Origin of the sequence: Mesorhizobium sp. BR1-1-6, assembly GCF_020165355.1 — a bacterium.
In the GTDB taxonomy this organism is placed as follows: Bacteria; Pseudomonadota; Alphaproteobacteria; order Rhizobiales; family Rhizobiaceae; genus Mesorhizobium.
Genome location: NZ_JAIUHZ010000003.1, coordinates 404,338 through 424,583, shown reverse-complemented (window position 1 = coordinate 424,583; position 20,246 = coordinate 404,338). Strand labels below are relative to the sequence as shown.

Sequence of the window (20,246 nt, the reverse complement as noted above, 5' to 3'; positions counted from 1 at the left end):
GGCACGCAGGAGTAACCCATGTCGACCCGTGCGCTGATGCGAAAGCTGGAAGATTTCGAGGGCCCGCGCCTTGTGGCGCTCGGCGGAGCTCTTTTCGGCGCCAGCTTCTTCCTGATGAAGCTGCTGCCAGCCCGGTTCATGCTCGAGCGGGCTGTGGAACGCGATCAATTGAAGCCTGAAGCCACGATCTGCGAATCCTCGTCGGGAACGTTTGGCCTCGCGCTTGCCATGCTGGCGGTTCAGCAGGGATACCGGCTGATCCTCGTCAGCGACTGGGCGCTCGATCGCCATCTTCATCGACGTCTGATCGAGCTCGGCGCCGATGTTACGATTGTCGATAGTCCGGCTGCCTCGGGCGGCCTTCAGCAGGCCCGGCTCGACCGACTGCACATTCATTTGCGCGACATTGCCGGTAGCTACTGGCCCTCGCAGTACGACAATCCCGACAATCCGATCTCTTACGCCAAGGTCGCCGAACAGTTCATAGATAGGCTCGGAAAGGTCGACTGCCTGGTTGGTCCTGTCGGATCGGGTGGCTCCGTGAGCGGCATATCCTGCTACCTGCGGACGTTGTTCGCCGACCTCTACGCGATCGGTGTCGACACACCGAACAGCGTCTTGTTCGGCCAGCCGAGCGGCAAACTCAACCTGAGCGGCCTTGGAGGCAACATTCTCCCGCGAAATGTCGATCACCGCCAGTTCGACGAGGTGCACTGGGTTACGCCGGCGGAGGCCTTTCATGCCACGCACGATCTTCATCGAAAGCATGGTCTTTTCATGGGGCCGACCAGTGGAGCTGCCTATCGGGTTGCTCGATGGTGGGCTGAGGCCAATCCCGGAAAGACGGTCGTGGCGCTGTTCCCCGACGAGGGACACAGATACGTCGAAACCGTCTACGACCACGAGTGGCTAAAGGCGGTCGCCGGATGGAGCAAACGACCGGCCGAAGGCCCAACAACAGTCAGCTCGCCCAGGTCGAGAATGGCTAGGTGGTCGCGGCTGCCCTGGGAGCGCAGAACGCTCCATGAGGTGTTGGCGCATGCTGGCGATGGGGATGATGCCGGACCGGCAGCTAAGTCGTAATCGGGCCGAGAGGCTTCCGCTCACGGCGGCCGGTCGGTCGGACAAACGAAAGCGCGAGGCCACGGCGTTGGTGCGCCGAGGATCGAGACCCAAGACGGGCAAATGCAGCGAGAAAACCCGGTGCTCGGCCCCAGCTTCCGCAACCAGCCCGCATAGCGGGCGAAGCAACGGTCATACTGTTTTGAAGGTTGGTGGCCAATGTTTCGGTATCCAGCGTTGGTGCACCAGCCGGTTAGCCCGATCTACGCGATGCTGTTCACGATGCAATGCGCGCGCAGCATGTACATCGTCCTGGTTTCCTGGTTTGCGCTGCAGATCAGTGGTGACATCGCTTCGGTCGGCAAGGTCCTGATCTGCTGGCAACTGCTGGCCTTCACCGTTGGTCCCTTCATCGGGCCACTGATAGATCGCTCCCGCCGGCGGACGATGTTTGCTACGGGAGAGATGATCCATGGCGCCGGTATCGGGCTTTTGGCGTTGATCGTCTGGTCGTGTTCTCCCGAACGCACGCCGATCTGTATCCTTTACGCCACGGCATGTTTTGTCTCGATCGGATCGCTATTTTCCTATCCGAGCAGCCAAGCGTTGCTGCAGCTGGCGGGCGCGCATTTTGTGACGCGGACCGTCTCGCTGGGCATTTTCTTCAGCCAGGTCGGAAATATCGTCGGCGCCGCGGCAGGCGGCCTCTGCCTGTCCTTATCGGGCTTGGCCAGCAGTCTCGTCGTCTGCGCGGCCTTTTCCTTCATGGCCGCTGCGCTCGCTGGTCTTCTCATAGAGGAAGATCACGCCTCCCCGGTGCAGCATAGTCCGCACATGCAGGACCTGATGGGGGGTCTTTTCGAGACTGTGAGAAACCCCCACCTCAGGGTTGCGGGGTGTGCGCTGTTGCTGGCCTATGCATCGGCGCATGCATCCAATGCTCTGCTGGCCGGCTTCGCACGTTACGAGCTCAAGCTGTCGCCCGGCCCCTATGGCTGGCTCGCTGCGACGTATTCGGGTGGGGGCTTGGTCGGAAGCATTACCTTGATGTGGCTCTCCGGTCTTGCGCAGGAAAGGATCCTTGTTGCCGTGGGAACTATCCTTCTCGCCGCGGCCACTGCTGCTTTGTCCACCTCTCAAACCACGGCGCAGGCCGTGTTCTGGCAAGGCCTGATAGGCCTGTCTTTCATGATGGTTCGGGCCGGGAGCGATGTGACGATTCTGAAGACCGTTTCAACTCGAATGGTCGGCCGTGTCAGAAGCAACATCGAGGCCGCCATCGGAGTGGTCGCTATCGGCGTCTACCTTCTTCCAACGCTCGCCTCGGGTGTTCCTGCCCGGCACATCTTCCTCGGTCTTGCCTGCGTGTTTGCTTGCGGCAGCGGTGCGATCTTATGGATGCAGCGGAGCGCGGCAATGCGAAGGATCGATCGATGAGGTCGCGATCGGGATCCGGCAAGGCGTCATGTCGGCAGCCGTTAGCGTTTCCAGACGCGGTCCGTCCAGATCCGATCAAGCTGCGACCAGTAACGGTCTTGGAGCGTGCCGCTATCAAGAAACTAATGCTCGATCCAGGACAGGAGCAGTTCGCCGGCTCGGTGGATGCGGTTTTCGCCGGTCTGGAAGCCAGCCGGTATCCTGACCAGGAACATGCCTTCGCGATTATCATCTCCAAAAAGACGGTAGGGTTCTTCATCTTGCGAGAGAAACAGGCTCTGCCAGAGTGGGCGCCGCGCGGCGCTGTGACACTGCACAGCTTCCGGATTTCTTCCGCGTGCCAAGGAAAAGGATTTGGTAGGGCGGGAGTGGTTCTGGCCATCTCCTGGGTACGGCGGAACCGGCCCGAGGTCAAGGAACTGATGCTTGCAGTCAACGCACGCAACCTGCCCGCCAAGTCGCTCTATCTCAAGGCGGGGTTCGTCGACACCGGATCGATCTTTCGCGGTGCCATCGGTGACCAGCACATCTTGACGTTCCACCGTCTGCAAAGCGACGGCTGAAAAGAAATTTCACGGCCAGCCTTTCCATGCCAGAAGACAAGGTATACTAGGTATATTTTTCTTTGGAGAGATCGATGCAGTTAATTGCCGAACAGCTGGCCGGCTTCGTCAGCAATGTGCGCTACGAGCACCTTTCAGACGAGGTCGTCGAAAAGAGCCAACGGGCCATCCTCGACACCCTCGCCGCGCTGATTGGCGGGGTGCCGACCGACAATGCCAGGCTCTCACGCATCGCCGCGAAGGCTTGTTTCGGGTCCGGCGGCGCACACGCTTGGTTCGCCGAAGGAGGGTTGCATTATCTTGGCGCCCTGTTTGCCAATTGCGCTGCAGCGAGCTCGCTTGATGTCGATGACGGCCATTGTCTTGCGGCAGGTCATCCGGGGGCTGGCATCATTCCAGCCGTCCTGATGGAAGCGGCAAAGCTTGGCAGTGACGGTCATGAGGTGCTTGCAGCGACGGCCATTGGATATGACGTCGCCTTGCGCATTGCGGCTGCGCGACGCTTTTCCGACACAATGAGCTTTGCCAGTGGTCAGTGGACCGGGTTTGGAGTGGCGGCCGCCATTGGATGGCTGCGCAAGATGCACACGGATCAGCTTGCCCATGCACTCGCGATAGCGGGTGCCGAGGCACCGCAAAATCTGCCGCAAGGCGATTGCCAGGCAAGCTCCGTCAAGGGCAGCAGTCCCTGGTCGACGGTTGCCGCGCTGTTCGCGGTCGAGCGCGCCAGCTGTGGGATGAGCGGCTCGATCGACATGCTAGACCGCGCTCATGCCTACAATGTCGGTGCAATCACCGCTGATTTGGGTAGCCGCTGGCTGATCAGCGAGACCTATCTCAAGCCCTATGCGTCTTGCCGCTATACACACCCCGTAATCGATGCCGTGCTCGCGCTGGTCGCAGGCCGCGGCACAGATGAACCGATAGGCCGCATTGCGGTCGACATCTTTCCCGAAGCACGCAAACTCCCTAACGAATACGCGCCAAAATCGCTCGAGGGGGGACAGTTCTCGGTTCCCTTTGCTGCTGCACTCGCAGCGTTGCGCGGCGCGGAGGCGTTTCGGCCGCTTCGCCCCCACTCCCTTTCAGATCCGCAGGTGGTGGAACTCGCTCAAAGAGTGGAGGTTCGCTACCCTGACGAATTTGCCGGCATATTCCCGCAAGGCACGCCGGCGCGAGTTACAATGGTTGTCGGTGGATACGAGCGAACCGCGGATGTGCCGCGTCCACTCGGCGACGCCAACAATCCGATGGACCAATCCGCCGTCGAGGAGAAGCTCCACGACCTCGGATGGGACATCCTTTCGCAAGCCGAACTCGACAAACTCATCCAATCGGTGGCCTTGCTCAAGATGGGGGAAATCGCACCGTTGCTCGCATGTCTTACGGCCAAGCCAGTTGCAATCAGTGCCGCTTCTTGACCCGACGACGTGGATAGCGGCCAAGCCGGGTAAGGATGCCGGGGATGGGATTCACTTGACCGCCGGGAATGCAAACCGCAGGAAAAAGATGGGAAGTTGGCTAAGTCATCTTCCGACGAGCAGGTCGCGCGACATCGCCAACCCGCTACTCGGATGCTGCATTTTGGCCAGAAGCCGACTTTAGGCTGTTGAAGGCAATCTGCACAAACTAGCCATACCGTGTCCGGCCTCAAGTCGGCCGCCAGGTCGCGCAAATCAATGTCGCCGAATAGGCGGCGGTGAACGCCAACGGGTGTCACATAGCTCAATCGGTGTTGTGGGTTTACATCGGCAGGCAAGCCCCTAGTTTTAGAGTTTCGCGCCGTGCATCTTAGTGCGCGGATGATCGAAAACGGGACCGTGAACGCTAGCCGGTCCGTTAAAAACCCCAAAGGATGACTGTCATGACGCAGGCCAAGAATGGCGACACCGTGCGCATCAACTATACTGGACGTCTAGCCGACGGCACTCAATTCGATGCTTCCGGTGGTGAGCCGCTGCAATTCACGCTAGGTGAAGGGCAAGTGATCCCCGGCCTTGAAACCCATGTCGAGGGTATGGAGGTGGGCGAGAAAAATACCGTCACCGTCCCCGCCGACGCCGCCTATGGTCCCCACCGTCCCGAAGCGGTCTTGAGCATCGAGCGCGTCCGTGTGCCGGATAACATCAACATCAATATCGGTACTCAGTTACAGGCCAGAACCCGCGAGGGGCGCCCTATGCAGGTAACGGTCGTTGGCGTGGACGACGCAAGAGTCAAACTCGACGGCAATCACCCGTTGGCCGGAAAGGATCTGATCTTCGACGTCGAACTGGTCGAGATTGTTCAGGCCGCCTAGGTACCCGTGCCTGCGAAGGCCACGACGCTATGATTTCTGGTGACGGATCTCCGCCGAACCTTCTGCGGCGCGTGGCCTGCCGCTTTGAGCCGCGAAGAGTCGTGCCCCCGATCCTTCGCTCAGAAATTCTATCAAATAATGCGGTCTTCTGCGCGCTTTAAGGCAGCGCGCCGTCGGCAGGCAGGTAGTGGGTTGCACAAGAAACGTCTCGTCTGCGGCCGGATCGGAGCGACAGCGCCGCGTGCGTTCGACGCCTGAAACAATGCGTGTGGCGTGCTCCGTATCGGAGTCGCACATCCTTTTTATGGTGATGGCGCGCAGCCTCTCGGAGGCTCTGGTAAAGAACTGCCTCTTCCACTTCTCCGCTCGCGAACAGTGCTATTGCGTACACGGCTCCGCTGCTGGGAGCGGTCACTACCCTCCAGAATACGATTCTTCAGCGCAAACCCGATCAAAGAGCTGCTTTAGAGCGTCAGGTCGCCTGGGTAGGCAATACTGTGTTCGGTCTTGGTGTTGGCCATGAGTCCTGCCGGTGGGGCGGAAGCGCGATGATCGCTCACAGCCGGCGATTCCCAAATGCAGTGTCGCCGATGCTGCACCATACGGCTGTCCGACGTCGGAGTCGATTTGATCTAACTTATATTAGATTTAGCTAATGGTTTCATTTCTCCCCTGCTGTCCCCATAGTGCCCGAGAGGGAGCTTGGGAGGTACCCAGTGGATCGCCTGTCGAAGTCCACCGAAGCGATCATTCAGAAAGCCATCGAGGAATCCCTTGAAGGCGACATTGTCTCCCTAAAAAAGACCGTCGGGCTGATCCGAGCAAAGCGTCCTGACCTTAAGGAGGAGCTAGACGAGATGGAGACGGATAACGAGCTATGTGAACAGGTAGTTCAGTTGGCCTCAGCGATTGGAAAGGTCGTCCTCTTCGACCTTCACGAGTAAGGAACCACATGAGCGTCCGGAAAGTTCGGCAGTTTCGTGCAAGCCGACCAAGGGACCTCTCGCATGGCACCGCAAAGATACGACCTCAAGATGGACCTGGACAAAACCTGGACCGTGTTTGACGTGTTCACCGGGTTGCCGGCCGACGCCTGGGGCGTACCGGCTGTCGGTCTCGACAAGGATTACGCCGACGATCTGGTAGCCCTCCTGAACAGCCTCGACGGGAAGCGTAGGGTCGCCCAAGGGGACGTCTGATGGCAACCCCAATGGTTCACCCCTTCGCTCGCCGTCAGTGCTGAGCAGTTCTGGATGGCGCCGGTATCACGATCATGGCGGGTGTGCGCGAGGCGCTGAAGGTGCTCGCCAATCAGAGCCTGGTAATCTTTGCGCCTAACCACGGCGACTGGGTCGCCCAGATTGGCACTTGCCGGCGAGCTCACCTGTGTCCGGGCCACCCGCACGAATCCAGGTACCCAGGCGATGCACGACGAGATCGTTGAATAGTACCGCTCCGGCGGCACCCTCGGCTATCTACGGCTCATCCATGAAGCTTTTTCGAGATCGCTGGCGACCGCCCTGAGCCACGCTCGACCAATTGTCCCGGACGACGGTGACCAAGGTCCGCGCCCCAACTGCACAACGGCGCGTAGATGGCAGCGTCCGGAACAAAGCCTCCGCCTGGACATTAGGGAGCATCGTCCTCTCTAATCAAGGAACCCATTCATGAAGAACAGTCTCCGCTGGGCATCGTTATCGGTCGCCACAGCAATGGTGTTTGCGCTGCCTGCGCTGGCCGCAGAAACGGCCCAAGATTTCGTAACCAAGGCAGCGATCGGCGGCATGTTCGAGGTGCAGTCGAGCAAGGTCGCCCAGGACAAGCTCCAGGATCAGAGCCTCAAGGATTTCGCTCAAAAAATGATCTCCGATCATGGGGCCGCCAATGCCAAACTCGAGAGTATTGCCGGTGAGCAAAAGTTGCAGGTCCCATCGGACCTGGATTCCCCGCACAAGGCCGATGTCGACAAGCTTCAGTCGGCTGCGGCGCCCGTCGATGCATCCTATGCGAAGATGCAGAAGGCGGCCCATGACGACGCTGTGAGCCTGTTCGAAGGATATGCAAAGGACGGCGACAACGCCGCTCTGAAATCGTTCGCAGCCGACACGTTGCCGACGCTCAAGATGCATCAGGAAATGATCGAAAAGGTCGCAGCTTCGGCGTCAGCTTCCGACAGCACCACCCCAGCCGTCACCAACACGGATGCCACTGATCCAGCGGCGCCGGTGCCGGGCGCCAACAGCTTCACCGAGGACCAGGCCAAGAGCGCCATTGAGAAGGCGGGTTACGCCGACGTCTCCGCACTGACGAAGGACGACAAGGGCATCTGGCGTGGTACCGCGAGCAAGGACGGCAAATCGACGCCTATCGCGCTTGACTACCAAGGCAACGTTGTTGCCGGCGCCAACTGATCAGAAACCAAGGACCATTCAAATGAAAACGATAACAGGACTCTTCGACAATTATGACGACGCCAGCGATGCCGTGGGGGAACTTGAGGCCACGGGTGTGCCCCGCTCGGACATCAGCATCGTAGCCAACAACGCGACAGGCTGGCACGAGGCTGAAGCTTCCGAAGCTGGGGAAGATGCCGCGACAGGAGCAGGCGTGGGCGCCGTAGTTGGCGGTGCCGGCGGACTGCTCACCGGGTTGGGCTTGATGGCTATCCCCGGGGTCGGGCCCGTGGTTGCCGCCGGATGGTTGGCTGCCACCGCTGTCGGCGCCGTGGGTGGTGCCGTCGTCGGGGGTGCTGCGGGCGGTATCATCGGCGCAATGACGGAAGCCGGCGTGCCGGAAAACGATGCTCACGTCTACGCGGAAGGCATTCGCCGCGGTGGAACGCTGGTCACTGCCAAGGTCGAGGACAATCTCGTTCCGAACGCGGAACAGATCCTCAGCCAATACAATTCGGTCGATATCGCCGGTCGGCGCAAGGAATACGAAGCCGGCGGCTGGACCGGATTCAATCCGGCGGCTGATGCCTATACGGGGGCTGATCTGGAGCGCGCCAGTGGAAGACGCGACCGCTGAGCTTAGCCGGGGGCGGCGAACAGCCGCCCTCGATTTCAGCCTGAGCGACGATCACGCAGCGCAGCGGAAGCCAGCTATCCGTCCCATCAAAATCAGATCGAGATGCTCTCCGCGGGGAAGGCAACGTTCGTCTCTACTGCCGACATCGGGCGGTCGCCGCTAGACAGCTTAGGCCGCAATACGACTCTGGCCGGTTGCGGGTGGGACCCGCAGGGACCGGTTCGGGAACAGTTGTGGCGCCGCGGGCGCTTCAGGCGGCAAATGCCTGGGACGCTAGTCCTCGTCCGCGAGCGTGGCGAGAAATGACCGCCGCCATTTTGCTGCGTCATTGCGTCTGATGCGCTTGAGCAATGCACCGTGCCTTGCAATCCTCTCGTCAAGTGGCATGGCGAGCGCGCTTGCGATCGCGTCAGCAACCTCGTCGATCACATACGGGTTCACGATCAAGGATTCCGCAAGCTCCTCAGCCGCGCCCGCGAAACGCGACAATACAAGCACTCCGGGATTGGCTTGGTCCTGAGCAGCAATGTATTCTTTTGCCACCAGGTTCATTCCATCACGCAAAGGCGTGACCAACCCGACCTGACTAGCGCGCAATAGGCCAGCTAGCCGTGAGCGTGGGACGGCTCGATGGATGTAGCGGATCGGTGTCCAAGCCAAATCCGCGTATCTTCCGTTCACCGAGCCAGAGGTTGCTTCGAGCTGTGCCCGTATGTCAGCATACGCGCTCACCTCCTCGCGTGTAGGCGAAGCAATCTGCAAATAGGTTACCGCCCGTTCGTGTTCGGGGTGCCTTTCCAGAAGCCGGGCGAAGGCCTGCATGCGGCCGGGCAGACCTTTGGAGTAGTCCAGCCTGTCCACACCGATGATTTGCTTAAGGCCCAAAATCTGGCGGCGCATGGAATCAATCTGGACATCCTCCGCCGCCTCGTTAGCCATGCGTGCGAAGGAATCAACGTCGATGCCAATCGGAAAGCACCGTGACAAGACTGTCCGGCCATTGGCCTCAGCCGCGCCATTGATATCAAAGGTGGTGGGACTGGTCGCCTGCACCGATCGCCGAAAATTCATCACGTCCGTCTCGGTCTGGAAACCCAGCACGTCATCCTCAAGCAGATCATCGATGAGTTCTTCGTGATCGGGTGCGGCGGCAAAAAGGTCAGGCGGCGGGAAGGGTATGTGAAGGAAAAAGCCGATCCGATTCCGGAATCCCAGCCGCCGCAACTCGGCCGCCAAGGGGATAAGATGGTAGTCGTGGACCCAAACCAGGTCGTCGTTCCCCAAGTGCAGTGCTGCGAGCGCCTTCGCGAAGCGTGCATTGATCTGCCTATAGGCGTGTAGATACTCTCCCCGGTGATTCACCAGGTCGAGCCGGTAGTGGAAAAGTGGCCATAGCGTACTGTTGGCATAGCCGTTGTAGTACAGCGAATACTCCTCGCGCGGCAGGGTGAGCGCAGCCGTCTCGATCCTCCCCACGCGTTCGAGTTGGATCAGAGGTTCGTCACTCGCGGCAGAGTCCTGATACAGGGCGCTTGCTCCTAGCCATAGACCTCCACGATCAGCCAACGCGTCCGCGACACCTACTGCCAGCCCGCCGGCTTGCGACAGGTCGCGAATGTTCCCGAGCCGGTTCGAAACGACAACCAGGTGCCGCGGGACGGCATCAATGGCAGATTGCTTGGCCTCACCCAATATGGCGTCGCCCTCAATTGAATCGCCAACCATTTGAGTGGCCTCGTTGGGGGGCTTATGTGATCGCTGCAACGAGCAAATTCTAGGTCGAAGATCGCTTTGGGCAACGGTCTGCGCATGCGATTGTTCCGCGCAATTCCAAGACTTTCGTGGCGCGCCAGACCGTTCAGGTCAGGTCTGCCATCACAGTTGCGCCGACTTAGGAACCATTTCCGGACAGGCAGCTTTGGAGTCCCGGGTATTGGGATAGCTGCCTCGCGCGGTGATCAACACGACCGGCGCCGATCCTCCTGGTCTGAGTGCGCTAGCCTACTGCGCCGACCTCGTGAGACTCCTCTGGACACAACGCGCGAGTTGGGAGAAGGCTTTCGCATGGATCGGCTTATCACCGTCGAGTACACGCGCCTCGCGGCGCCAGACCTTGGCCGTGGAGATGGCCAATCGCGGAAGCCGTTCGGCCTGGAGGGATTTCCTCGTCGCACTGGAGGCGCGGTCGCAGGGGCGTCGAGTCGGCTCTCCAACCACCATGCCAGCCTGATTCGCCGCAATCGGTGATCCCGGACGCCGCCGGGCAGCGCTGCTATGTGCGGTTCCTCAGGAATCGCTCGATCACCTGCCGCGCAAGCCTGACGACCATTGCCTGCCGGAACTCAGATGGTCCCACGACCGGCGCGATGTCGCTGAGGCTGGGCCGATCTTGCCGCATGGCTTTGGCAAATGGTCGGCCCCCTATCCGCGACTGACGAGCTGGGTCGAAGAGACCATCGAATGCACGCTGATCTTTCTTTTGCCTCCCGCTCCAGCACCAGATGCACCTTTGAGTCCACCAAAATGCTGGAACGCCAATGAGGAAATCCGGCCGCGCATCCATGCCGTGCGCATCTTTCTCAAACGCCGAACGCTCCCTGCGCCGGTCAGGGCGCTGGCGGTCGAAACCAACAAAACTGGATGGGGGCCAACCGCTGCATTTAGATGATGGGCGAGAGCACAAGAAGCGGCCAGTTGTGGAACATTCCCGCGCTAAAGAGCTTCGGCCTTGCACTGTTCCCATTCAGTGTATGTGTTCCCCAGACTCGCCCGCTTCCGAAAGGTGGCGGGGCCTTTGGTCATGTAAGCGGAACCTGACATTCGGCGATTGGTTTCGATGATGGCAGCGTTCCCTCACGCTGCTGGCCGAGGTTCTCAAACCTTGGTCGGGCCCGCATCGCCCCGCCAGTGGTGCGGGCCCACAAAGCGCCAGCACTGGAACCAAGCCCGCCGGCTCCGGCCAGCGGTTTTTTTGTTCGGGGGCAAAACGAAACCGCCTCGGGCAAGTTAGGACACCTCGCTCGATTGCTCGGGAATGTGGCCGGCATTCCCGAATTGCATGCACTGGATCTGATCATCGGCCCAGGCTGGAATTCGTTGCTGCGCGAAGCCGATTTCTCAAAGACCGGCCTTGACTCCTGTGTCGGCGTTAGTTCGACCCAGATTAGCTTCTTTTCTGTCTTTGGCTCGCGCGCAGAGCGATCGATATTGCTCGACCTCTGCCTCGGTCAGGTGCTCGATGCCTATAAAATCGTTCTTGGCCGCACCCGAGCGGATCAGTTCATCGAGCTTCGCCTGGAGCGCGGCCCCGTCCCGGTTTTGAGTATTCTGGATTAAAAACACCATCAGGAACGTGATGATGGTCGTGCCTGTATTGATTATGAGCTGCCACGTCTCGGAGTAGTCGAATATGGGACCGGTTGCCGCCCAAATGACAACTGATGCGACACAAAGCGCGAAAGCCCAAGGACGGCCTGTCGCATGCGCGACGGCACCTGCCAGATGGTTGAAGATCTTTTCCATGCTAAGTTCCCGAGGTGAGGCGACCCGCCGTAATAACAAGCCGCGCTAAACGATCCATCACTTGGCAGTGATTGGGTCAAGTCGTCAGATTTGCGTTGACAGTCAACCACAAGCATACGCTTCTCATCACGTCGGCACCTCGGGGCCACTACAGCAGCAGGGGCGTGTCACGCCAAACTGAAGAAGCTCTGTGACAAGGAACATGATCCCAATCCGCAGCCTATTGCCACTTTGACCCATCTTCTTCCGATTTTGGAGTTCTTTGGCCGTTGTTTTCGCGAATCCCGGATTTGGCCGCAAGACTATAAAGAAGGCCTGCCACGACAAGCACCAAAAACGTGCCGAGCGCCGCGACCTGCCACAGCCCGAGCCCGCATGCCACGCCAATAGCACCAGCCAGCCACATTCCTGCGCCGGTCGTCAGCCCGTGAACCTCGCCTTTCGAAAACAAAATGGACCCGGCAGCAAGGAAGGCGACGCCAGCGGTAACCGCTTCGACAACTCGGATCGGATCGACCTTGACGGATTCTTGCACAAACAGCGGAGCATGTACGATTTCAATCGTCAGAATACCGAAAGTAGCCGCTGCCACGCAGATCAGGATGTGGGTGCGAAGCCCAGCAGGCCGATTTCGCCATTCGCGTTCGAAACCAATCACAGCGCCGAAGATCGAGGCCAACAGAAGCCTCGCCGCGATAACCGGAAATGGGACGTATGTCGGATGGCCGAATTCTTCGAAAAGTTCTTGCATGGGTAACCCAGGCTGATGGGCCACAACGTGCTCGGGCGGGCCAGGTTCCGAACGGCGGAGGTGCGGGCAATCATGCGGGCCGGATCGGCAAGGGGACTTCTCCTGTCATCTGCCGAAGATCCTTTCCCGGCCGACCTTCTTCGTCGAAGGCGGCAGCCTTCCCGGGCCGTCAATCAGTCTGTTCGGGCGTTTCAGCAAGCAGCCTCAAGGAAGCGGCTGCTTTCCATGACGTTGCATTCAGTATGCCAAACACGCTCAATGCATTGTCAGCCCATCGATTTGGTAACGGCAAAGAAAGATTGCGATCCCCCGGCATGTTTCCAAGTCCGGCGCCGCTCGCATGATGGATTCGTAGGTGTGTTCTCCAAGAACACCAAAGACCGGGATCAGAAGAAAATCCTGGGAGCGGTCGAGTCCATCGGCCGTGACGACGAATCTGAAGCCGGTGAATTCAGCATTCAGTCCATCCTCGATCTTCGTCAACAACAACGAATCATCAAATCTTGTGCCAATCGGCGGAACGACAATGAAGTCTAGGCAAGGCCCATCTTTGGTCGGCAAGAATTCCATAGATGCCCCCTGTGCCGGTAACGAGGTCCAGCCCGTCAGAATAGGCATAGGCCGGCCGACGGAGCAAATTCTACTCGATCTTTGTCCACAGAGTTGTGGTGTTGGCTAATTAAACACTAACAGAATCACCTCGATGCCAGGCTTCGCGGTTGCGCAGGATCGGGCCACCATGGCGAACCGATCTAGCCCCTATCCGTATTTTGGCTACGCTGACGGTATCGTATTGGCGGCGCTCGCGACCAAAACGAGGCAGTAGAGTCGCGAGTAGTTGCTGACCGCTGAGCTTGGTTATTGTTGACTTTCGGCCGGTATCGCAGGGGCCGGCGGGAACAGATCCGGGTTAGAATTATATAACTTTAATTTAAGAATCGAGCACACCTGTCCCATCCGGCTGGGGCGTCCTCAGATTTTCTAAAATGTAAACTGCCGCTCGAATGAACTGGTTCCCGACTATTCGTTTTGATCCAACAAACCCATGTTGGACACAGAGGACGGCGACCCTTCGTTTCAATTGTAGGAATGTGCGTCAACATTCTTGCGATCACCTTACCCGCGGTGTGCGCCTGCTCTAGCCGATCAGATGAAAGTACACGAACTGCTTGGGGGCGGAGCAACCGGCACTGCCTCAAATGGAGCGAGTTCCTCGGGTGCGGCGATAGGGGACGAGAAGGTCTGGAAATCGGAAAAGCCGCTCGACGTGCCGACAAGCACGACCGCGGCGTCCGATGAAATCACACCTTGGGGAACGAGTTTCTTCAGGCCAGTCAAAGCCGCGGCGCTCGAGAGTTCAAGATAAAACCCGCAACGCGCCAACCGCTTCTGATCGTCGCGCGCGGCCATATCGTCAACTGCCACTGCCGATCCCTTGCAAGAGGCGATCGCATCCAATGCCTGGTAGGTCACGGTCGAACCACCGATTGAAGTCAAGGCCGAGCTGCCTGCAAAATTGCCGCGATAGTCCTCCCCGGCAAGCACTCTCGAAATCCGGCCGAACGGCTCAACGGCATGGATTCGGGGCCGTTCTTCGACAAGCCCGGCGGCCTGCAGGTCGCAATATCCGCGTGCAACACCCCACAGCAGGTCCGCTCTCGATGTCGGAACGAGGATATCGCTGCATGCGCTGGCGCCCAGCTCGAGAAAGATCTCAAAGGCGAGCGACCTGTAGCCATCCACTCCGAAAGGATTGCTGCCGACGGGCGGAACAGCAAAATTGGTGGCCGGGTACCACTCCCCGGCTCTGACCCGATCTGCGAGCACCTGCCAGCGACCCTGCGCGGTTTCGCTGGCGAGCAACGTCGCCCCGTGCATCTCGATCGCGTGGCGCCAGTTCGGGCTGATGTCGGGCGTCGTCACGATCACGCAATCGAGCCCGACATGAGCCGCGTAAGCAGCCAGCGACACACCGGCATTGCCGCTTGAGGCCGCGGCTACCGTCGACGCACCGATCTCCAGCGCACGTTGGACGACGAACCTGCTCATGCGGTCCTTGTGTGATCCAGTCGGGTTGGCGCCCTCATTCTTGAGGAAAAGCGCGCGAACGCCGATCTCTTTCGCGAGTCCCTCCAGTCGCACAAGCGGTGTGTTGCCCTCCCCGAGCGTTGGGTAGTTGCTGTAGACCTGCCAGTCATCGATGCGCTTCAGGGATTTGGGCAGTCCCTGATATTCGATCGCCAAGCTCGCCGGCAGATTTTGGCTCAGACAAATCGGGCAGCCTTCGAAGTGATCCGCGATCGGAAAGACAATCCGACAACGAATGCAGCGCAGACCAATCACACGCGGATTGAGGCTCGGAATTGGGCTAAGCATGCAAGGAGCCGCCGTCCATATCGGCCATGACCTTGAACAGGCAGTCACCGCGGTTCGTGAGCGATGGCACCCTACGGCACGCCACGAGACCGGACGATTCAAAGAACAGCGTTTCAGGTTCGCGGGTCGGTAAATCCGGAAAGTGGATGCGACCTGCGATCTGGCCCGTCACAACTTCATCGCCTATGTTCGCGGCCGGCTCGAAAACGCCTCGATCGCGCGCATAGACAAATGCGCTGTGACCGCTGACCGTCATGAGGCGCGTGGGGGAAGCGGGCTCGACGGCGACATCGCGCAGAATCCCCTGGTCTTTCAACACGCGCCTTAGTCCCGCCTCGGCAAGCGACAGCCCCCACCTGGACAAGGTTGCGCCCCCGCCAAGTTCGGTGGTCAGCGCCAGCGCGCCACGTTCCTGCGCGGCCGCTGCAAGTGTTGTAAGGCCGCCGCCGCCGGTTCCATCGCTTACGAAGCTGATTGGTGCTCCAAATAGCCGCAACAGCCTGAGCAGTGATGTATGCTCGTCGGAGGCCCGTCCTGGACGCACCAGGGAGCTCGCCACATAGTTGAGCGAACGGCCGCCCGAGTGGAGATCGACGACGACATCGGCCATCGGGATCAAGACCTTGCAGACATAGTGGGCGATCATCTCGGTCGGGGTTCCGTTCGCATCGCCTGGAAACAGGCGATTGAGATTGCCTTGGTCAAGTGGCGATACGCGGCGTCCCGCCGTGACCGCGGGAAAGTTGAGCGCCGGAAGGATGAGGAGCCGGCCCGAAACCTGGTCGACGTCGATCTCTCGAGCCAGATTGGAAAGGGCGATCTGGCCCTCGTATTCGTCGCCATGGTTGCCGGCGACCAACAACGCCGTCGGCCCGGACCCATTTTTGATGCACACCAGCGGGATCGGTATCCAGCCATAGGCGGATAGGTCGGACGAATGGGGCAATCTCAGACAGTCCGACTGCTTTCCCTCAGCCTCATAGTCGATCGGTGTCCAGATCCGTGTTTCGCCAGTCATGGTCGATCCTCTTTGTTCAACGAAGCACCTTCTCCAGGAAGAGCCGCGTCCGCTCCTGGCTCGGCGCGGCGAAGAAGTTGGCGGGCGACGCCATCTCGACGATGGTTCCCTGATCCATGAACACCACCTGGTCGGCGATCTTGCGGGCGAAGCCCATTTCATGGGTGACGCAAAGCATCGTCATGCCGTCCGCGGCGAGGCCGACCATGACATCGAGCACTTCCTTGACCATCTCCGGATCAAGCGACGATGTCGGCTCGTCGAAGAGCATGATCTTCGGATTCATGCAGAGCGCGCGCGCTATCGCTACGCGCTGCTGCTGACCACCGGAAAGCTCGCCCGGATATTTGTGCGCCTGCTCCGGTATCCTGACCCGCTCGAGATAGTGAAGCGCGATGGCGGCAGCCTCGGCCTTGGACTTGCCGAGGGCACGTCTTAAGGCAATCGTGCAGTTAGACATGACTGTCAGATGTGGAAACAGATTGAATTGCTGGAAAACCATCCCGATTTCGCGCCGAATTTTCTGCAGCTGTTTCTGATCCCGGGTGATATCGGCGCCGCCAATGCGAATGGCGCCGCTGCGGAAGCGCTCCAGCCCGTTTACACACCTGATCAGGGTTGATTTTCCCGATCCTGACGGACCGCAAATCACCAACCGGGCGCCTTGCGGAACGGCAAGATCGATGTTCTTCAGAGCATGGAAGCTGCCAAACCACTTGTTGAGTGCGATGATCTCGACGGCCGGTTGATCCGGGCGGGCCGGGTTACTGCCTTGCCCGATTTCAGTCGGCCCAAGGATCGGGTGTTGCATTGCATGGACAGCGTCGTTCATCGGCTCTCTGGGCCCAGCAACTTGCGTTCGAGAAGCTTGACCATCTGAGCGATCGTCAGGGCCAGAACGAGAAATACAATGCCGACGACCGTCAGCGGCTCGGCATAGCGATAGGAGTCGGAGGCGATGTCTAGTGCCCTGCCCAGCATTTCCGGCACGGCGATGACGGCCAGATAAGGAGTCGCTTTCAGGATCGAGACAAAGTGGTTCCCGACAGGGGCCGCGACGTTGCGCAGCATCTGGGGAGCCAGGATGAAGAACACGGTATCGATCCGGTTCAATCCCACTGCCTTGGCGGCTTCGGCTTGGCCTTTAGGAATGGCGTCGATGCCAGCCTTGAATACCTCAGCCAGATATCCGCTGAAATAGATGCTCAGGCCCAGTATGCCGACCACGGACGCCGGCAGCGTGAAACCCCAATGAGGAAGGACGAAATAAAGGAAATAGAGCCAGACCAGCACGGGTGTCGAGCGGATGAAGTCGATTGCGAAACGCATCAGATATCCGGACACGGATCCTGCTCGCCGAGTGATCTCAAAGCTGAATCCGAGGATAGAGGCGCCGGCGCAACTCAGCAGCGCAACGCCGATGGTGGTCCCGATGACGCTAAGGATCGTCGGAAGGGTCGAGGCGGCGAAGGCAAGATCAAAATTCATTTGTCAGGCCCCTCCCCGCGCCAATGCGCTGCTCCACCCATCGGCCAAACACCGTGACAGGATAACAGATCACGAAATAGGCAAGCAGAAGTGACGTGTAGACGCCGACAGGGTTGTATTGGAGTTCCGCGATTTCCTTTGCCCGGAACGTCATGTCGGTTAGAGTTACAAGAGAGACCAATGCAGTGCCTTTGATCAACTGGATGAACTGGTTGATGAAGGTCGGCGCCATCCTGGTCAGTGCTTGCGGCAATTCGATCAGGCTGAGGATATGCCGGCGCGGCAGCCCGAGCGCAGAACCGGCTTCGATCTGACCTCGATCGAGTGACTGGAGACCGGCTCGGACGGCCTGGCTTCCATACCCACCGGCGTTCAACCCCAGCACCATAGCGCTCACGGCGATCGCTGGAAGTTGGATGCCGACGACCGGCAGGACGTAGTAGAAGACAAAGAGCAGAATGATCACCGCGGAGCTACGCCAGAATTCTATGACGGCAGTGATGGCGAAGCGTGCGACGCCGCTGGTCAGATATTGGGCTACGCCGAAAATCAAGGCGAAGGGCACGGCAAACAGCACGCCCAACGCGGTAACCACGGCCGTTATGCGGAACCCTTGGAAAATGCCGACGAAAATCTCGATAATGGTCACGCTTGAACGTCCCTGGATCCTGAACGCCTCGATGAAGCGGGGCGTTCGCTCGGTCGTATATTGGGCTTCGCTGGCCAAGATGCGGTGGGGCTAGGCCGTAGGAATGCAGGCTGTCCAGCAACGCTTAATCTCGCCTGACGCCCCGATTTTCTCCCGCCGCCTTGCAGCCGGTCAGTCCTGCCCCTTGCACACCTGATCGCTGGTCAGATCCGGCGCCTTCTCCTGATCGGTAAATCCGTTCCTGGCCATTATGCGCGCGACCGTGCCATCGAGCTTGAGCGCCTCGAGCCGGGAATTGTACAGGTCTCGCAGGTCACCATCGTCCTTGCGAAACGCAATCGCCGAATAGCCGAACCGTTCCTTGCCACCTTCCTGCACCCCCTGGAAGGGCAAGGCGCGTTCGACCCTATGGATGTTCTCGTCGGCGAGAATGCGGGCCACTGTCGGCGCCGAAAATGCCGCAACGTCGATCCGGCCGGTGAGCAGCGCGGAAACGTTTGATTGGATATCGGGGAAAAGCTGCGTGCGTTGCTCCACCAGACCTGCGGCCGCCGCATTCTTCGCAGTCGTGCTGCCGCGCCCCACACCAAACTTGATCTCGGGGTTTGCCGCGATTTGGGCGTAGCTGTGAATCTTCTTCGGATTGCCCTCGGCGACCAGGGCGGCATCCGCAAGCTTGAGATCGGGGTCGCTGAAGGCGACGACCGCGCAACGCTCCGGCGTGATGTAGAGACCGGCGGCGATCGCATCAAAACGCTGTGCTGTAAGTGCGGGGATCAACGCGCCGAATTCGGTGACGACGATTTCCACCTTACCCACCCCAAGACCCTCAAAGGCAGCCTTGATCAGATCGGGATGAAAGCCCGCAGGGTCGCCATTCTTGTCGCGAAATCCCCAAGGAGCGCCATTGGAGATGCCGATGACGATCTTGCCCTCACGCAAGACCCTTTCGCGCGTCGTCTCGGCTCTCGAAGCGCCAGCCGTCAAAAAGAGAAAAGCGCAGGCTGCCGCTGCGGCCGTGATCTTGCTGAAGAGCCGGTACTTGCTTGCCATGCGGCTTACTCCCTGAGCATCGAATGTCCTTAAAGGTAGACCAGGTATAACAGGTATGTCAAATTTTTATGAAGATGATATTTGAGTTTTGTAAAATTCCGCTGCGCGATGGATCCAGCAATGCGAGCAACGTGACGGGGATAGACATCCCCCACTGCATGCGCTAGGTATCCCTAGTATACCAAGGTGGGAGTTGAAATGAACGGACAAACCGGGACGGTCCTTCACGAGAACGTACGCCATGAAATCATGCGCCGGGTACGTGCTGGAGAATATGCGATCGGCGAATCCCTGCCCTCAACAGCGGCTTTGGCAGAGGAGTTCGCGGTAAGCCCAATCACCATCAAACGGGCATTGCGCGATCTCCAGCCTGCCGGGATCTTGCGTTCGGTGCCCGGGCTGGGGACCTTCGTGCGGGAGCAACGAAGGTTCGTTCGTGACCTCGATTTCTCGCTTACCTCTCACGACGACGCTTTGCGGCTTGGCCTGAAGCCCACGATTCGCCTCCTCTCGCTGACGCAAGAAAAGATACAGGACCCGGCCTTTGATGCGCTTGAGCCGCCTGATGGGCTGATGTTGTGTGTTCGCAAGGTGATTTCCACCGACGGCACGCCAATTATGTATGACACCTCATACCTGCCCCGTTCCCTGAGCGACGAGGTGGTTGGTGAGTTCGGGGAAAAGTTCATCAGCGACGCGTTGCGCGCTCATGGAACACAATTCACCAAAACCAAGTTGCTGATCGATGCCGCACCGGCTTCCGAGCAAGCCCAACAGACCTTCACGATCAAGAACGGATATCCAACGCTGCGTCGCCTCTATCGGTTGAGCACGACCGACAAGTCCTTCTCGGTCTTCGGCGTAACGGAATCGCCCTTCGACCGCCTGGCCTGCGTGGTGGAACTGGATGCGAGGAGCAAAGGCTCGAAGTCGAAAAGGTAGGGGGCGAGTGAACAGCTCGGCGAACCGGGCTGCGCAAAGCGACGATAATCAGAGAC

The 20,246-nt window shown here is 59.4% G+C and carries 21 protein-coding genes; 11 read left to right on the top strand and 10 right to left on the bottom strand.

Features of this window, described 5'->3' with window-relative positions; genetic code table 11:
* Positions 1-18: 18 nt before the first annotated feature.
* The 9 genes from LB545_RS09975 to LB545_RS09935 all read left to right on the top strand — a co-directional run bounded on the left by LB545_RS09975 (position 19) and on the right by LB545_RS09935 (position 8,391).
* Entirely contained in the window at positions 19-1,083 is a 1,065-nt protein-coding gene (locus LB545_RS09975) for a pyridoxal-phosphate dependent enzyme (protein ID WP_140560124.1), read from the top strand.
* A 249-nt stretch (positions 1,084-1,332) separates the two neighbouring features.
* Entirely contained in the window at positions 1,333-2,499 is a 1,167-nt protein-coding gene (locus LB545_RS09970) for an MFS transporter (RefSeq protein ID WP_181171897.1), read from the top strand.
* Entirely contained in the window at positions 2,496-3,062 is a 567-nt protein-coding gene (locus tag LB545_RS09965) for a GNAT family N-acetyltransferase (RefSeq protein WP_224704916.1), read from the top strand. The genes LB545_RS09970 and LB545_RS09965 overlap by 4 nt, the downstream gene beginning before the upstream one ends.
* A gap of 74 nt (positions 3,063-3,136) precedes the next feature.
* Positions 3,137-4,483, top strand: coding sequence for an MmgE/PrpD family protein (locus LB545_RS09960; protein ID WP_140499760.1), 1,347 nt, complete (start codon positions 3,137-3,139; stop codon positions 4,481-4,483).
* A 443-nt stretch (positions 4,484-4,926) separates the two neighbouring features.
* Entirely contained in the window at positions 4,927-5,361 is a 435-nt protein-coding gene (locus LB545_RS09955; protein WP_140499758.1) for a peptidylprolyl isomerase, read from the top strand.
* Between the two features lie 716 nt (positions 5,362-6,077).
* Positions 6,078-6,305, top strand: a complete 228-nt coding sequence (locus tag LB545_RS09950; protein ID WP_140499756.1) for a hypothetical protein — start codon at positions 6,078-6,080, stop codon at positions 6,303-6,305.
* Positions 6,306-6,368: 63 nt separating this feature from the next.
* A complete protein-coding gene (locus LB545_RS09945; protein ID WP_140499755.1) occupies positions 6,369-6,560 on the top strand; it encodes a hypothetical protein in 192 nt (63 codons plus the stop codon).
* 468 nt (positions 6,561-7,028) lie between these two features.
* Positions 7,029-7,772: a DUF4142 domain-containing protein gene (locus LB545_RS09940; protein WP_140584518.1), complete on the top strand. Its 744-nt coding sequence runs from the start codon at positions 7,029-7,031 to the stop codon at positions 7,770-7,772.
* A gap of 22 nt (positions 7,773-7,794) precedes the next feature.
* Entirely contained in the window at positions 7,795-8,391 is a 597-nt protein-coding gene (locus tag LB545_RS09935; RefSeq protein ID WP_140560122.1) for a general stress protein, read from the top strand.
* 273 nt (positions 8,392-8,664) lie between these two features.
* On the opposite strand, the gene LB545_RS09930 is transcribed toward LB545_RS09935, so the two are convergent.
* Positions 8,665-10,116 carry a trehalose-6-phosphate synthase gene (locus LB545_RS09930; RefSeq protein ID WP_140584517.1) on the bottom strand — a complete coding sequence of 484 codons (1,452 nt, stop codon included), beginning with the start codon at positions 10,114-10,116 and terminating at the stop codon, positions 8,665-8,667.
* Positions 10,117-10,630: 514 nt separating this feature from the next.
* Between LB545_RS09930 and LB545_RS31185 the strand changes: the two genes are divergently transcribed.
* Complete coding sequence (locus LB545_RS31185) at positions 10,631-11,059, top strand: transposase (protein WP_140584547.1); 429 nt, start codon at positions 10,631-10,633, stop codon at positions 11,057-11,059.
* A 449-nt stretch (positions 11,060-11,508) separates the two neighbouring features.
* Here LB545_RS31185 and LB545_RS09920 read toward each other — a convergent pair whose 3' ends face one another.
* From LB545_RS09920 to ehuB, 9 genes are all read right to left on the bottom strand, one after another.
* Positions 11,509-11,913, bottom strand: a complete 405-nt coding sequence (locus tag LB545_RS09920; protein WP_140499750.1) for a low affinity iron permease family protein — start codon at positions 11,911-11,913, stop codon at positions 11,509-11,511.
* Positions 11,914-12,133: 220 nt separating this feature from the next.
* The gene (locus LB545_RS09915; RefSeq protein ID WP_140499748.1) at positions 12,134-12,664 is read right to left on the bottom strand and encodes an MgtC/SapB family protein; all 531 of its coding nucleotides are present in this window, start codon (positions 12,662-12,664) and stop codon (positions 12,134-12,136) included.
* A 255-nt stretch (positions 12,665-12,919) separates the two neighbouring features.
* Positions 12,920-13,234: a hypothetical protein gene (locus tag LB545_RS09910; RefSeq protein WP_140560120.1), complete on the bottom strand. Its 315-nt coding sequence runs from the start codon at positions 13,232-13,234 to the stop codon at positions 12,920-12,922.
* Between the two features lie 576 nt (positions 13,235-13,810).
* Positions 13,811-15,040 carry a pyridoxal-phosphate dependent enzyme gene (locus LB545_RS09905; RefSeq protein WP_140630201.1) on the bottom strand — a complete coding sequence of 410 codons (1,230 nt, stop codon included), beginning with the start codon at positions 15,038-15,040 and terminating at the stop codon, positions 13,811-13,813.
* Positions 15,033-16,058, bottom strand: a complete 1,026-nt coding sequence (locus LB545_RS09900) for a succinylglutamate desuccinylase/aspartoacylase family protein (protein WP_224704914.1) — start codon at positions 16,056-16,058, stop codon at positions 15,033-15,035. The genes LB545_RS09905 and LB545_RS09900 overlap by 8 nt, the downstream gene beginning before the upstream one ends.
* Before the next feature lie 16 nt (positions 16,059-16,074).
* The gene (locus LB545_RS09895) at positions 16,075-16,869 is read right to left on the bottom strand and encodes an amino acid ABC transporter ATP-binding protein (RefSeq protein ID WP_140499824.1); all 795 of its coding nucleotides are present in this window, start codon (positions 16,867-16,869) and stop codon (positions 16,075-16,077) included.
* A 17-nt stretch (positions 16,870-16,886) separates the two neighbouring features.
* Positions 16,887-17,546 carry an amino acid ABC transporter permease gene (locus LB545_RS09890; RefSeq protein ID WP_140499741.1) on the bottom strand — a complete coding sequence of 220 codons (660 nt, stop codon included), beginning with the start codon at positions 17,544-17,546 and terminating at the stop codon, positions 16,887-16,889.
* Positions 17,536-18,195 (bottom strand): amino acid ABC transporter permease, encoded by a 660-nt coding sequence (locus LB545_RS09885; protein WP_140499739.1) that lies wholly within the window; start codon positions 18,193-18,195, stop codon positions 17,536-17,538. The genes LB545_RS09890 and LB545_RS09885 overlap by 11 nt, the downstream gene beginning before the upstream one ends.
* 171 nt (positions 18,196-18,366) lie before the next feature.
* Complete coding sequence (gene ehuB / locus LB545_RS09880; RefSeq protein WP_140581356.1) at positions 18,367-19,248, bottom strand: ectoine/hydroxyectoine ABC transporter substrate-binding protein EhuB; 882 nt, start codon at positions 19,246-19,248, stop codon at positions 18,367-18,369.
* A gap of 198 nt (positions 19,249-19,446) precedes the next feature.
* Between ehuB and LB545_RS09875 the strand changes: the two genes are divergently transcribed.
* Entirely contained in the window at positions 19,447-20,190 is a 744-nt protein-coding gene (locus LB545_RS09875) for a GntR family transcriptional regulator (RefSeq protein ID WP_140581358.1), read from the top strand.
* Positions 20,191-20,246: the final 56 nt, after the last annotated feature.

Coding starts and splice junctions, on each gene's coding strand:
- LB545_RS09975 (WP_140560124.1), top strand. CDS start 19: ATGTCGACCCGTGCGCTGATGCGAAAGCTGGAAGATTTCGAGGGCCCG.
- LB545_RS09970 (WP_181171897.1), top strand. CDS start 1,333: ATGCTGTTCACGATGCAATGCGCGCGCAGCATGTACATCGTCCTGGTT.
- LB545_RS09965 (WP_224704916.1), top strand. CDS start 2,496: ATGAGGTCGCGATCGGGATCCGGCAAGGCGTCATGTCGGCAGCCGTTA.
- LB545_RS09960 (WP_140499760.1), top strand. CDS start 3,137: ATGCAGTTAATTGCCGAACAGCTGGCCGGCTTCGTCAGCAATGTGCGC.
- LB545_RS09955 (WP_140499758.1), top strand. CDS start 4,927: ATGACGCAGGCCAAGAATGGCGACACCGTGCGCATCAACTATACTGGA.
- LB545_RS09945 (WP_140499755.1), top strand. CDS start 6,369: ATGGCACCGCAAAGATACGACCTCAAGATGGACCTGGACAAAACCTGG.
- LB545_RS09940 (WP_140584518.1), top strand. CDS start 7,029: ATGAAGAACAGTCTCCGCTGGGCATCGTTATCGGTCGCCACAGCAATG.
- LB545_RS09935 (WP_140560122.1), top strand. CDS start 7,795: ATGAAAACGATAACAGGACTCTTCGACAATTATGACGACGCCAGCGAT.
- LB545_RS09930 (WP_140584517.1), bottom strand. CDS start 10,116: ATGGTTGGCGATTCAATTGAGGGCGACGCCATATTGGGTGAGGCCAAG.
- LB545_RS09920 (WP_140499750.1), bottom strand. CDS start 11,913: ATGGAAAAGATCTTCAACCATCTGGCAGGTGCCGTCGCGCATGCGACA.
- LB545_RS09915 (WP_140499748.1), bottom strand. CDS start 12,664: ATGCAAGAACTTTTCGAAGAATTCGGCCATCCGACATACGTCCCATTT.
- LB545_RS09910 (WP_140560120.1), bottom strand. CDS start 13,234: ATGGAATTCTTGCCGACCAAAGATGGGCCTTGCCTAGACTTCATTGTC.
- LB545_RS09905 (WP_140630201.1), bottom strand. CDS start 15,040: ATGCTTAGCCCAATTCCGAGCCTCAATCCGCGTGTGATTGGTCTGCGC.
- LB545_RS09900 (WP_224704914.1), bottom strand. CDS start 16,058: ATGACTGGCGAAACACGGATCTGGACACCGATCGACTATGAGGCTGAG.
- LB545_RS09895 (WP_140499824.1), bottom strand. CDS start 16,869: ATGCAACACCCGATCCTTGGGCCGACTGAAATCGGGCAAGGCAGTAAC.
- LB545_RS09890 (WP_140499741.1), bottom strand. CDS start 17,546: ATGAATTTTGATCTTGCCTTCGCCGCCTCGACCCTTCCGACGATCCTT.
- ehuB (WP_140581356.1), bottom strand. CDS start 19,248: ATGGCAAGCAAGTACCGGCTCTTCAGCAAGATCACGGCCGCAGCGGCA.
- LB545_RS09875 (WP_140581358.1), top strand. CDS start 19,447: ATGAACGGACAAACCGGGACGGTCCTTCACGAGAACGTACGCCATGAA.